General features: G+C 62.6%; 10 protein-coding genes. 6 read left to right on the top strand and 4 right to left on the bottom strand.

Going from position 1 to position 12,259, the window contains the following annotated elements; genetic code table 11:
• Positions 1 to 9: 9 nt before the first annotated feature.
• Positions 10 to 882: an SDR family oxidoreductase gene (locus G6N51_RS09295; RefSeq protein ID WP_083174128.1), complete on the bottom strand. Its 873-nt coding sequence runs from the start codon at positions 880 to 882 to the stop codon at positions 10 to 12.
• A 361-nt stretch (positions 883 to 1,243) separates the two neighbouring features.
• On the opposite strand from G6N51_RS09295, the gene G6N51_RS09290 reads away from it, so the two are divergent.
• From G6N51_RS09290 to G6N51_RS09265, 6 genes are all read left to right on the top strand, one after another.
• Positions 1,244 to 2,431, top strand: coding sequence for an amidohydrolase family protein (locus tag G6N51_RS09290; protein ID WP_142275150.1), 1,188 nt, complete (start codon positions 1,244 to 1,246; stop codon positions 2,429 to 2,431).
• A 59-nt stretch (positions 2,432 to 2,490) separates the two neighbouring features.
• The gene (locus tag G6N51_RS09285) at positions 2,491 to 3,741 is read left to right on the top strand and encodes an acyl-CoA dehydrogenase family protein (RefSeq protein ID WP_142275151.1); all 1,251 of its coding nucleotides are present in this window, start codon (positions 2,491 to 2,493) and stop codon (positions 3,739 to 3,741) included.
• 127 nt (positions 3,742 to 3,868) lie between these two features.
• Entirely contained in the window at positions 3,869 to 5,011 is a 1,143-nt protein-coding gene (locus G6N51_RS29160) for a thiolase family protein (protein ID WP_083174158.1), read from the top strand.
• Positions 5,008 to 5,814, top strand: coding sequence for a crotonase/enoyl-CoA hydratase family protein (locus G6N51_RS09275; protein ID WP_232078300.1), 807 nt, complete (start codon positions 5,008 to 5,010; stop codon positions 5,812 to 5,814). Before G6N51_RS29160 ends, G6N51_RS09275 begins: the two co-directional genes overlap by 4 nt.
• A 79-nt stretch (positions 5,815 to 5,893) precedes the next feature.
• A complete protein-coding gene (locus G6N51_RS09270) occupies positions 5,894 to 7,000 on the top strand; it encodes an LLM class flavin-dependent oxidoreductase (RefSeq protein WP_083174131.1) in 1,107 nt (368 codons plus the stop codon).
• On the top strand, positions 6,993 to 7,583 hold the full coding sequence (locus tag G6N51_RS09265) for a carboxymuconolactone decarboxylase family protein (protein ID WP_142275154.1): 591 nt from the start codon (positions 6,993 to 6,995) through the stop codon (positions 7,581 to 7,583). Before G6N51_RS09270 ends, G6N51_RS09265 begins: the two co-directional genes overlap by 8 nt.
• An 80-nt stretch (positions 7,584 to 7,663) precedes the next feature.
• On the opposite strand, the gene G6N51_RS09260 is transcribed toward G6N51_RS09265, so the two are convergent.
• The 3 genes from G6N51_RS09260 to G6N51_RS09250 all read right to left on the bottom strand — a co-directional run bounded on the left by G6N51_RS09260 (position 7,664) and on the right by G6N51_RS09250 (position 12,239).
• Complete coding sequence (locus tag G6N51_RS09260) at positions 7,664 to 9,460, bottom strand: acyl-CoA dehydrogenase (RefSeq protein ID WP_083174160.1); 1,797 nt, start codon at positions 9,458 to 9,460, stop codon at positions 7,664 to 7,666.
• A gap of 77 nt (positions 9,461 to 9,537) precedes the next feature.
• Positions 9,538 to 11,115 (bottom strand): AMP-binding protein, encoded by a 1,578-nt coding sequence (locus G6N51_RS09255; RefSeq protein ID WP_083174133.1) that lies wholly within the window; start codon positions 11,113 to 11,115, stop codon positions 9,538 to 9,540.
• Entirely contained in the window at positions 11,085 to 12,239 is a 1,155-nt protein-coding gene (locus tag G6N51_RS09250) for an aromatic ring-hydroxylating oxygenase subunit alpha (protein WP_083174134.1), read from the bottom strand. The genes G6N51_RS09255 and G6N51_RS09250 overlap by 31 nt, the downstream gene beginning before the upstream one ends.
• Positions 12,240 to 12,259: the final 20 nt, after the last annotated feature.

Genomic DNA, 12,259 nt, shown 5'->3' with positions numbered 1-12,259 from the left:
GCCGTGTGTCTAGAGCGCGTCGACCTCGAAGGTGGCCAGCTTGGCGGATGAGACGTCAGTGATCTCGCCCCACTTCGCCGCGATGTCGTCGATGCTCGGCGCTGCCCCGGAGAAGGTCACACCGTCGTTCTGGAACAACACCGCGCGCTGCACCTTGCCCCCGCCAACGATGAACACCGAAGCGCTGTCGGAGTTCTCCTCCGTCATCAGGTAGCCCACCACCGGCGCAACATATTCGGGCGTCAGGCGCTCGAAGACCTCCGGGGTCATGATGTCTTGCGTCATGCGCGTCGCGGCGATCGGTGCCACGGCGTTGGCCATGATGTCGTATTTTGCGCCCTCTTGCGCCAGCGTATTGATCAGCCCGACGAGGCCGAGTTTGGCGGCACCGTAATTGGCCTGGCCGAAGTTGCCGAACAGCCCGCTGGTCGAGGTGGCGACCACGACGCGGCCGAAGTGCTGCTCGCGGAAATGCGGCCACGCGGCGCGGATAACGTTGTACCCGCCGTAGAGATGCACCTTCTGCACGGCGTCCCAGTTCTCGAACGTCATCTTGTGAAACGTGCCGTCACGCAAGATACCGGCATTGCTGACGACGCCGTCGATCTTGCCGAATTCGTCGAGCGCGGTCTTGACGATGTTTTCGGCACCGGCTGTCTCGGCCACGCTGTCGTAGTTGGCCACCGCCCGGCCGCCGGCGTTCAGGATCTCCTCGACCACGTCGTCAGCCATGTTCTTCCCGGCGCCCGTGCCGTCGCGCGCCCCGCCGAGATCGTTGACCACGACGCTGGCGCCCTCTCGCGCGAGCGTCAACGCATACTCACGTCCCAAGCCGCCCCCGGCTCCGGTGACGACGATGACGCGGTCCTGCACTCCTGGCATGGATGTTCCTTCCTGATAACGCCGAAGGGCGGATTCGATGGTGGTTCACGCTTCGACGAAGGCGAGCGCATGGCAGCGGCTGCGGTAGAAAATTAGTGAGTGACAGGCGAATACGTCTCGGAGCAGTCTTGGATCGAACGACGGAGCGGGCATGGCAAACTTTCAGCAGGATTCGGTACAGCAACAGAATCTATCACGAGGCAGAATAATGGAAAGCGGGCTGCTTCGACCTCGTGCGTGGTTGGCGGTGTGCCCGCACTCGGTCGCTTGCGTTCCGCCTTCGCGAGGTGCTACTTTCGAACATGTAGTAGAAAGTCGTCTGGCTGCTGCAGCTGCCGTGCCTGAATAGGAGGTTGCTCAATTGAGCGCCCCAGTGATCCCCATCATCGATACCGACACCCATCTAAGTGAACCGCCCGACCTGTGGACGTCCCGGCTGCCTTCGAAGTGGAGCGAGCTCGCTCCCAAGGTGGTCTTCGACGAGCGTCGGGGCGAAGATATCTGGATCATCGGGGGGCGCCGACTGTCCGGGGTGTCCGGCTATGCGATGGCGGGTTGGCATGAGTTTCCGCCCAAGCATCCGCCGTCCGCGGAGGCGGCGGACCCGGCAGCGTTCGACGCCAAGGAGCGGGTGAAGCGGATGGATTCGCTGAAGATCGCCGCCGAGGTTCCTTACCCGAATCTGCTGGCGTTTTCCATGGATGCCTTCATGGGCTACAACGAGCCCGAACTTGTCTTGGATTGCATCCGTGCGTACAACGACTTCTTGACCGAGTTCGCTTCTGTTGCTCCGGAGCGGTTCGTCTGCCTCACGACGCTGCCTTTCTGGGACGTGGACGAGGCGGTCAAGGAGTTGGAGCGGTGCCACGACAATGGCCACCGCGGCATCAACTTCATGGCCAAACCCTACAAGTTGGGTCTGCCGCGCCTGCGCGACGACCATTGGGCGCCGATCCTGAAGGCGGCCGAGGAACGTCAGCTTTCCGTCAACTTCCATGTCGGATATCAGTCTCAGACCGAAGAGGACTGGGTCCGCATGATCAAAGACGTCCAGGGCCCGGCCGACTACGCGCAGGAGACCACGATGTCGTTGATGGGACTGTGCGAGAACGTGTCTGAGCTGCTGCTGTCCGGCGTGTGTCACAAGTACCCGGGCCTGAACTTTGTCAATGTCGAAAGTGGCTTCGGGTGGATCCCGTATCTCATCGAGAGCGCGGACTGGAACTGGAAGAACTCCGGTGCTGCGAAGGCTCATCTGGACCGCGAACTTCCCAGCCACTACTTCCGCAACCAGATCTACACCACGTATTGGTTCGAACGCGAAACGGTGCGCTACATGGGCGCGGCGTACGCCGACAACCTGATGTTCGAGACGGACTTCCCCCACCCCACGAGCCTGTCTCCCGGGCCGGCCTCGACGGCGATATCTCCGCGGGAAGTGGTCGACGAGACGCTCAAGGAATTGCCCATGGACGCCTGTCGCAAGATCTTCTACGAGAATGCGGCCCGCCTATATCACATTGACGTAGAAGCCTGTCTTCAGGATTAGCGACTTGCCTCGGTCTGGTCCGAAATGGGCCAGACCGAGGTTTCAAAAGGAGTGATGAGGTGGCCGTGGCAATGAATGAAGTCGTCGGACCCACCGATTTGGGCGCCAAAGAGGTGTGCGACGCGCTGTTTGCCTTCATCGACCGAGAAGTCGCGAAAATTCAGCAACCCATCGAGGCGGCCCTGCACAACCCGCGGCTGTACTGGCGCGAAGACGGGCGCATCGCAGACGAGGTAGTGCAGGCCCGCAGGGCTGCGCGGATGGCTTCGGCCGAAGCCGGTTTCTACACAATGTTCTGCCCCTCCGAACTCGGCGGCGGCGGGCTGAGGGCCGAACTGTACTTCGAAGTGTTCGAGGCGCTCTGTCACCGGTACGGCTCACCCCAGACGCAGCTGGCCTTCCAAGTCCTCGCTCACGCCAGCACAGGTCCGACGGCGTTGTGGACCTACGCATCTGATGCTCTGAAGGCGGATCTGGTGCCCAAGCTCATGCGCGGCGAGGTACAGGGGTCATTTGCAATGTCGGAGCCCGACGCAGGCTCCGACGCCTGGATGATGACCACCACCGCTGTCCATGACGGAGATTACTGGGTGCTCAACGGCACCAAGCAATGGGCCTCGTGGGCGCCGACCGCTGACTTCTTGATCACGTTCGCCATCACCGACCGCGAGCGCTTCGCGGCGCGCAAGGGAGGACTGACCGGCTTCTACGTGCCCACCGATGTTCCCGGATACGACCTGTACTCGATCGTCAAGGTGTTCGACGAAATCGGCGGCGAAGAAGCAATCCTCACCTTCAACGACGTCCGCATTCCGGATCAGTACCGGCTCGGTGAAGTCGGCGAGGGCTTCCGTGTGGCAATGGAGGGCTCGGGCCTGCTGAAGATGACGAAGCTTGCGCGACTGATCGGTCTGGGTAGGTGGGCCAACGATAAGGCCGCCGACTATGCGAAGGTGCGCAAAACATTCGGGAAGACGCTAAGTGAGCACCAGTCGATCCAAAACATGCTTGCCGACAACTGCATGGACATTTACACATCGCGTTTGGCATCGCTTGACGTTGCCCGCAAACACGACGCCGGGGATCAGGCGCGATTCGAGTCTGCGATGAGCCACGTACTCGTCGCCGAGGCGATGTACCGCGTGTACGACCGGTCGATGCAGATTCTGGGCGGGATCGGACTGAGCAACGAAGCGGCGATGATCCATGGCTGGCACACGACACGCGTGTCGCGGATCAGTGAAGGTCCGCCAGAAGTTCAGCGGCGCACCATCGCCAAGTACCTCCTGTCGGGTGCCTACAAGTTCTAACTACTGCCACGTCGCGTCGGCGGTCCTCTCGATCACTGGTCACCGCCGACATCAACCGTGGCGCAACGGCTTCAGAAGAGCTATCGAAATGGCGTCCTTGACGCAACGAATGAAGGGAATGCAATCCATGGTCGACGCATACATCGTAGAGGCCGTCCGATCGCCCGTCGGTAAGCGCAACGGCGCACTGGCCGACGTCCATCCAGCGGAGCTCTCCGCGCAGGTGCTCGCCGCGCTGGTGGACCGAGCCGGCGTCGATCCGGCCGTCGTCGACGACGTGATCTGGGGCTGCGTTGGCCAGATCGGCGAACAGTCCAGTGACATCGCACGTACCGCGGCGCTGACTGCCGGATGGCCGGACACGGTCACCGGCGTGACGGTCGATCGGCAATGCGGATCGAGTCAGCAGAGCTTGCACTTCGCCGCCGCGGGCGTGATCGCCGGACAGTACGACGTCGTGGTCGCCGGGGGAGTGGAGTCGATGTCTCAGGTGATCATCGGTTCTGCGGCCGAATTCGGCGCCGGCCCTTTCCCCGAGCGGTTTCAAACGCGCTACGGAATCCCAAATCAAGGTGTGGGAGCGGAGCTGGTCGCCCAGCAGTGGGCACTGAGCCGAACACAGCTCGACGAGTTCTCCGCTCAATCCCACCAGAAGGCCGCAGCCGCACAGGATTCGCACGCTTTCGACGACCAGATCGTGCCCATTCTTCGCGCCGACGGTTCCCTCGTGACAGCCGATGAAGGTATTCGGCGCGGAACCTCGGTAGAAACGCTCGCTGGTCTCAAGCCGGCCTTCAAGGAGGACGGCGTCATCCATGCGGGCAACGCTTCACAAATCTCCGATGGGTCGGCGGCACTGCTGGTCATGTCGGGAGAGAAGGCCAAGGAGCTCGGCTGCACGCCGATCGCCCGCGTGCACACCGCTGTGCTCGCGGGCGCCGATCCAGTCCTGATGCTCACCGCGCCCATTCCGGCTACCCAGAAGGCGCTACGCAAGTCCGGACTCAACGTCCGCGACATCGGGGTGTTCGAGATCAACGAGGCATTCGCACCGGTGCCGATGGCATGGCAGCTCGAGATCGGCGCGGACGAGAAGCTGTTGAACCCCAACGGCGGCGCGATCGCCCTCGGCCATCCCCTCGGGGGCTCCGGTGCCCGACTGCTGACGACCATGGTCCATCACATGAGGGCGAACAACATCAGGTACGGGCTGCAATCGATGTGCGAAGGTGGCGGCCAGGCCAACGCGACCGTCGTGGAGTTGGTGTGACGACGTCGGAGGCCGTGAGCACGGATGCGGCGCTCATCCGGAAGTCCGGACGGGTCCTCATCATCACCATCAACAGACCCGGCGCCCGCAATGCCGTAAACGAAGCGGTAAGTGCAGCCGTCGGTGATGCGCTCGAGGCAGCGCAGCATGATCCGACAGTCTGGGCGGTCGTGGTGACCGGTGCGGGTGACAAGTCGTTCTGCGCAGGGGCCGACCTCAAGGCGTTGTCTCGTGGCGAGAGTGTGCTGCATCCAGACCATCCAGAATGGGGTTTCGCCGGTCTCGTCCACCACTTCATCGACAAGCCGGTCATCGCCGCGGTCAACGGCTCGGCGCTCGGTGGCGGCACCGAGCTGGCGCTGGCAAGCGATCTGGTCGTAGCGGAGGAGCGGGCTGTCTTCGGATTGCCGGAGGTGAAGCGCGGTCTGATTGCTGGCGCGGGTGGTGTCTTTCGTATCGTCGAGCAACTGCCGCGCAAGGTTGCACTCGAACTGCTGTACACGGGCGACCCGATTTCGGCTGCCGAGGCAGCACGTTGGGGGTTGGTGAACAGGGTCGTTCCCGACGGCACAGTGGTGGAGAACGCGCTGCAGCTCGCCGAGCGGATCGCCGTGAACGCGCCACTGTCCGTCCAGGCGAGCAAGCGCGTGGCTTACGGAGCTGATGGCAGCATCGTCGAGGCCGAGGAGCCCAAGTGGGCGAGAGTCGCACGCGAGGGTGAGCTGCTCCTTGCCAGCGAGGACGCGAAGGAGGGGCCTCGCGCGTTCGCCGAGAAGCGTTCACCCGTATGGCAAGCACGCTAAGTGTGGCGAACGACTGTAGACGAAATTCTACTTTATGGTAGAATCTGACCGTCAACCGAACTTCAGATAGGTCAAACACATGCACGTTGGCAAGAGCGTCTTCTTCCAGAACCCCGACGAGGATCGTTCCGACTCAGCGCTGTACAAGCACGAGATCGCGCTTGCAGAACAGGCGGAGCCCCTCGGCTTCGAGTCGTTTTGGATCGCCGAGCACCACTTCGGCGGCTACGACGTGTCACCAAACACGTTGCAGCTGTTGACGTATCTGGCGGCCAAGACTAAGCACGTCCGGCTGGGATCCTCAGTCGTGGTGCTTCCGTGGCATGAACCGCTGCGGGTCGCTGAGGAGCTCTCGGTGCTCGACCACCTCTCGAACGGTCGTCTGTTGTTCGGCATCGGCCGCGGCCTCGGCCGCCACGAATTCGAGGGCTTCCGGCTGAACATGGGGGAGTCGCGCCAGCGCTTCCAGGAGTATGCAAAAGGCATCCTCAACGCCTTCGACACCGGCATCATCGAGTCGGAAGGTGAACTCTGGAAGCAGCCGCCCGTGCAACTTCGACCCCAGCCACTGGCTCCGCTGCGCAACCGCACATACGCATCCTCGGTGTCGCCTGAATCGATGGACATCGTCGCTGAACTCGGTGCGGGCATCATGGTGATCGCCCAAAAGCCCTGGGACGTCACGGTTGCCGACGTCACGAAGTACCACGATCGGTTCGTCGAGTTAAACGGTTACGAGCCGCCCAAACCACTGCTCATGTCCTTTGTGATCGTGCACGAGTCGTCGGCTGCCGCACAAGAGTTGCACGAGCAGTATCACTACAGGTACGCGAAATCGACTTTCGATTGGTACGAGTTCAGCAATCCAGGCCTGGCGAAGGTCCCCGGTTACGAGTACTACGGCAAGTTCGCCGCCAACATCGAAAAGCACGGGGCGGATAACTTCGTGAAATTCCTCGCCGAATTGCAGGTCTATGGCACGCCGGACGAGGTGGTGGAACAGTTGACCGACCATGTTCGTCGCATCGACGGCGTCGGGATGACGGCGGTACTGTCCTTCGCGGGAATGAGCCCCGAGATCGCTACGGCCAATCAGGAATTGTTCGCAGAGAAGGTGTTGCCCCGGTTGAAGACCATCGACCCCGAGCGTGCGTTGCCTCCCATTGCCGTCCCGGCGCATGCCTGAGGGCGCGGCCTCGGCTGGGGAAGACCGCTCCGAAGTCCGCATCGCGCCGCTCCCGGTCGACGAGCGCGATGACGCGACGAACGAGCTGCTCGATAAAGTCGGGCCGGGGCGTGACCTCAATCTGTTCACTACCCTGGTACGACACCAGCGCCTTTTCCGCCGCTGGCTGCCACTGTGCGGAGGCCTGCTCAGCGGGAAGTTGTCTGCCCGTGACCGGGAATTGCTGATCCTGCGGACCGCCGATCGCTGCGGGGCCGCCTACGAATGGGCCCATCACCTGGTGTTTGCCGCGGACGCCGGGATGACGTCCGAGGAGGTCGACCGGGTCCGCGCCGGCGCCGGCGCCGACGGCTGGACGGAACTGGAGTCGGCGCTGATCAGAAGCGCCGACGAACTCCACGACGAGTGCGAGATCTCGGCGTCGACATGGTCGGTCCTGGCGGCGCACTACGACCAGGAGCAGCTGATCGAGGTGCCGATGGTAGTCGGGCACTACCACATGGTCGCCTTCGCGGCACGCTCGTTCGGCGTGAGGATCGAGCCTGCCTACCGACCCCACGCTGTGCCGCACGTCGTCGAATGACTCAGGAGCGAGTGCACTCATACTGGTGGTGAGGCGCCTCCAGGCCGGCTCTCGGTGGCTCAATGTCGGCTCGGCGCGTTTCAGAACCATTCCGTCTTCATGTCGACGGTCGTGCTGTCGAGGGTCTCGAGCAGATCGAGCTGGGGATCGACGCGGGGCAGCTCGTAGCGGAAGAAGAACCTGCCGGCCTGCATCTTGCCAGCGTGAAAGTCAGTGTTCTTCGGCGCGCTGGTGATCATCAACTCCAGCCACATCCACGCAATCACCAAGTGGCCGAACGCCTCGAGATAGATCGCGCTGTTGGCCAGCGCCAGTTCGCGATCGGACTCATCGACAAGTTTCGCTGTTACTTCGACCAGGCGGGCCCACCGCTCACGCAGTCGATTGGCGAGGTGTGCGAGTTCCCCGCCCAGGGCAGCCGCGCCGTCGATCGCCTTGCCGATGCGGTCGGACAGCAAGGCCAGGCTTGCGCCGTTGTGCTGAGTTACTTTGCGGCCGAGCAGGTCCAGGCTCTGAATGCCGTGCGTGCCCTCATGTATCGGATTCAAGCGGTTATCGCGGTAGTGCTGTTCCACGTCGTAGTCGCGGGTATATCCGTAGCCTCCATGTACCTGGATCGCGAGATCGTTGGCCGCGAGGCACCACTGCGAGGGCCAGCTCTTGGCAATAGGTGTCAGCACATCAAGCAGTAGCGCAGATTCTTCGGCGTCTTTTTTGTCCTCGCTACTGGCACGCGTGTCGATGAGGTATCCGCAATACAACGCGAGGGCCAAAGCGCCTTCGACGTAGGCTTTTTGAGCCAGCAACATTCGGCGGACGTCGGCATGGGCGATGATCGGCACGGGCTTGTCCTCCGCGTTCTTGCGGGCTGGAACGCGGCCCTGCAACCGCTCACTGGCGTATCGCACCGACTTGAGGTAGCCGGTGTATCCCAGTGCAACGGCGCCGATACCGACACCAAGCCGGGCCTCGTTCATCATGTGGAACATGTATGAAATACCGGCATTGGGTTGGCCAACCAGGTACCCCACTGCACCTGCCGAACCCAACGGGCGATGGGCACCCTCACCGAAGTTCAGGACGGTGTTCGTCGTGCCGCGGTACCCCATCTTGTGATTGAGTCCACCAAGGGAGACGTCGTTTCGTTCTCCGATCGCCGCATCCTCATCGACCAGGAACTTGGGCACGATGAACAGGGAAAGCCCTTTGACCCCCGCTGGTGACCCGGCGATGCGCGCGAGAACCAGATGCACGATGTTCTCGGTCATCTCGTGCTCACCGCCCGAGATCCACATCTTGTTGCCGAAAAGTCGGTAACGGCCGTCGTCGGTGGGTTCGGCGCGGGTGGTGACGTCGGCGAGCGACGACCCGGCTTGCGGCTCGGAGAGACACATGGTCCCCGAAAACCGCCCAGCGAGCATAGGTTTGACGAAGAGCTCGTGGTCACGCGCGCTTCCATATGTGGCCAGCAAGTTCGCGTTGGCCATGGTGAGCATCAGATAGGCTGCGGTGCTGACATTGGCCGCGTGAAACCAGGCGAAGCCCGCGCTTGCCACGGTGACCGGCAGCTGCGCGCCCCCGAGTTCGTAATCCATACTCATGCCGATGAGGTCCGCGGCCGCGAATGCGTCGAGCGCTCGCTTCACCTCGGCGTTGACGTGGACGTGACGTCCATCGAACGTCGGCTCCCTGGTGTCATTGAGCTTGTTGTGCGGCGCGAAGTACTTCTCGGCGAGTTGCTCACAAAGGTCGAGCACCCCGTCGAACGTCTCCCTACTGTGGTCGGAGTAGCGCTCACGCTTCGGCAGTTCGTCGATACCCAGCCACTCGTAGAGGAGGAAGTCGACGTCGCGCCGTGAGATGAGATCGTTGGGCATGGACGCTCCCTGGTGTTGGATCGTGGCGGCACACCGCATGACGCCGGTGACGAGCCTGACGGTGCGCCGGTAGCTGATTAGACTGTGACGTCAGGTGACTGCAGCTTCTGACGCCACTGTTCTCGCAGCGCGAATTTCTGCACCTTGCCGGTGCCGGTCTTCGGCAGCGCCCCGAACACCATTCGCTTGGGCACCTTGAACCCGCCAATTTGCTCGCGGACGTGTCGTTCGATGTCGGCCTGGTCGGCGGTGGCTCCCGGACGCAGGGTGATGTGTGCGACCGGAACCTCGCCCCAGCGATCGTCGGGCACGGCGACGACGGCGACCTCGAGCACCGACTCGTGCGAGGCGATGGCATTTTCCACTTCGATCGACGAGATGTTCTCACCGCCAGAAATGATGATGTCCTTGCTGCGGTCTCGGAGCTCCAAGTACCCGTCCTCGTGGAGCACGCCGAGATCACCGGTGCGGAACCAACCGTCGGGCACGGCAGCAGCAGTTGCTTCCGGGTTTTTGAAATAGCCTGCCATCACGTTGTTTCCGCGAATCGCGACTTCGCCGATCGACTGACCGTCCGCCGGAACGTCAGCGCCATCAGCATCGACGACGCGAATAGGCTGCGAGACGATGTTGCACACGCCTTGTCTGGCCTTGAGCCGCGCGCGGCGCGGCGGGTCGAGCGAATCCCAGGTCTGCTGCCATTCGCAGATAACGGCGGGCCCGTAGGTTTCCGTGAGTCCGTAGAGGTGAATGACGTCCATGTTCAGCTCGGCGAGGCGCGCCAAGATGGTGGGGGTCGGCGGGGCGCCGCCGGTGCCGATGAGCAGCTTGTGTGCGGCATTCAGCCGGTAAGCCCCGTCGCCGTAGGCGATCGAAGTCAACACGGTGGGTGCGCCGTTGAGATGAGTGATGCCCTCGTCGTCGATCAGCCGCCAAATCTCCGCATCATCCACCGCCCGCAGGCACACGTGGGTGCCCCCAGCCGCCGTCACCGCCCAGGTGAAGCACCAACCGTGACAGTGGAACATCGGTAGCGTCCACAGCATCTTCGAGCTGCTGTCCAGGTGCATCTGGTTGGCCATCGCGACCGCCTGCAGGTATGCCCCGCGGTGGTGATACATCACACCCTTGGGTTTGCCGGTTGTGCCACTGGTGTAGTTGAGCGAGAGCAAGGCGTTCTCGTCGGTGATCGGCTGGATCCGAGGCTCCGCATCGGCGAGCAGCCGTTCGTATTCGTCATCTTCCCCACCGCAACACACCAGTTTCACCCGCTCGGCGGCCAGATCCGACACCGCGTGGGCCAGTGATGACAGCGAACTGTCGTAAATGAGGACGGCCGCTTCCGCGTGGCCGATGATCCAGGCGAGCTCAGGCGCAGACAGCCGTATGTTGAGCGTGAGCAGAGGCGAACCGGACCACGGCACGCCGTAGTGCGCTTCGAGCAACATGTGGCTGTTCGGCGCGAGGATCGCCACGGCGTTTCCGCCGGCGAGGACGCTGAGCGCGCCGGCCAGCCGCGTGCTCCGGTCGAGCAGCTCGCGATAGCTGAACGTGCGTTCGCCGTCGATGACGGCGGTGTTGTCGCCGTAAATGGCCGCGGCGCGGCGAAGGAAGCTGACCGGCGTCAGCGGGTCGTACCAGAATTCACTGGGCACAGGGCTTCGGCAATCTGTTCGTGGAAATGGATCAACCCCAGTTCATTCTGGCCGAACACCAGCGAATCGACACTACCGCTGTCCAGCCCCGTCTGGATCTTCGCGCACATCGGAAAATCTTCCTGACCGGTGACCTGCATCAGGATGTCGAGATTGAGAATCCACTTCTTGATCGTGTCGTCGTTGGGCGGTTCCGGTGCGTAGATGCTCGTTTCCACGACGGCGCTGCCCGGCTCCTCATGCGGGAAGATCCGCCATACCTCGAAATGGTCGAGCTGATGCACAACGATGGTATTGGGAAAGACGATGTAGTGAATCGTGGCGTGCGGGGGAAACTGCCAGGTGCTGCGGTCCTCGCCGATGTCATCAATCGATTTTCGGATGCCGATGCTGCGGCAGTGCTGGTCGAACGCGTCGAACAGCTGGGGGCGCGAGTGGTAGAGCCGCGAGATCGAGGAGTTGTGCAGCGAGAAGACGTGGTATGTCTCGAGGAAGGTGTCGATGATCATCTTCCAGTTGGCGTTTTGGATTGCCTTGCGTGTCTCCACGTGATGGAAGTTGGCCAGCCCGAAACTGTCCAGATCCTCGCTCAACCGGCCCAGGTAGGCGTTGGCGTCCACGGGGGCGCCGTCGAGCCGAGCCAGAATCAGACCGTGTGCCTCGTCGGAGGAGACCTCCTTCAGGTTGGACGACTCACCGTTGAAGTAATCCTGGGCGATCGGCCTGCGCATCAGCTTGCCGTCCAGCGCGTACAACCACGCATGGAACGGGCAGCTCAGATTTCTGGCGCCTGTTCTGCGGCAGTCGGGTTCGACGAGTGGCGCACCGCGATGCCGGCACGCATTGATGAAGACCCGGGCGCGTCCATCCTTGGCCCGAGCCACCAGCAGCGGCACCCCGTCGATGTGCGTCGCCAAGACGGCCCCGGGATCCGGCACGTCTGCGGTGAGCGCTACCACCACCGGGTGACGCCTGAACAGGATTTCGCGTTCCTGCTCCAGCTGTTCGCTTGATGTGTACTCGCCGGCGGGCAACATCTGCGGGCCATCGCTCAGTTGTGTGGAATTCGCCTCAGCGAGCTTGCGGTAGCGCTCGATGAGCTCGTGTTGGACAGCGACCTGCATTGTTTCGATCCTCGACCTCT

It is taken from the genome of Mycobacterium paraseoulense, from assembly GCF_010731655.1.
Lineage (GTDB): Bacteria > Actinomycetota > Actinomycetes > Mycobacteriales > Mycobacteriaceae > Mycobacterium > Mycobacterium paraseoulense.
This window is presented reverse-complemented; position numbering and strand designations above follow the sequence as displayed.

Coding starts and splice junctions, on each gene's coding strand:
- G6N51_RS09270 (WP_083174131.1), top strand. CDS start 5,894: ATGCACGTTGGCAAGAGCGTCTTCTTCCAGAACCCCGACGAGGATCGT.
- G6N51_RS29160 (WP_083174158.1), top strand. CDS start 3,869: ATGGTCGACGCATACATCGTAGAGGCCGTCCGATCGCCCGTCGGTAAG.
- G6N51_RS09260 (WP_083174160.1), bottom strand. CDS start 9,460: ATGCCCAACGATCTCATCTCACGGCGCGACGTCGACTTCCTCCTCTAC.
- G6N51_RS09295 (WP_083174128.1), bottom strand. CDS start 882: ATGCCAGGAGTGCAGGACCGCGTCATCGTCGTCACCGGAGCCGGGGGC.
- G6N51_RS09250 (WP_083174134.1), bottom strand. CDS start 12,239: ATGCAGGTCGCTGTCCAACACGAGCTCATCGAGCGCTACCGCAAGCTC.
- G6N51_RS09265 (WP_142275154.1), top strand. CDS start 6,993: ATGCCTGAGGGCGCGGCCTCGGCTGGGGAAGACCGCTCCGAAGTCCGC.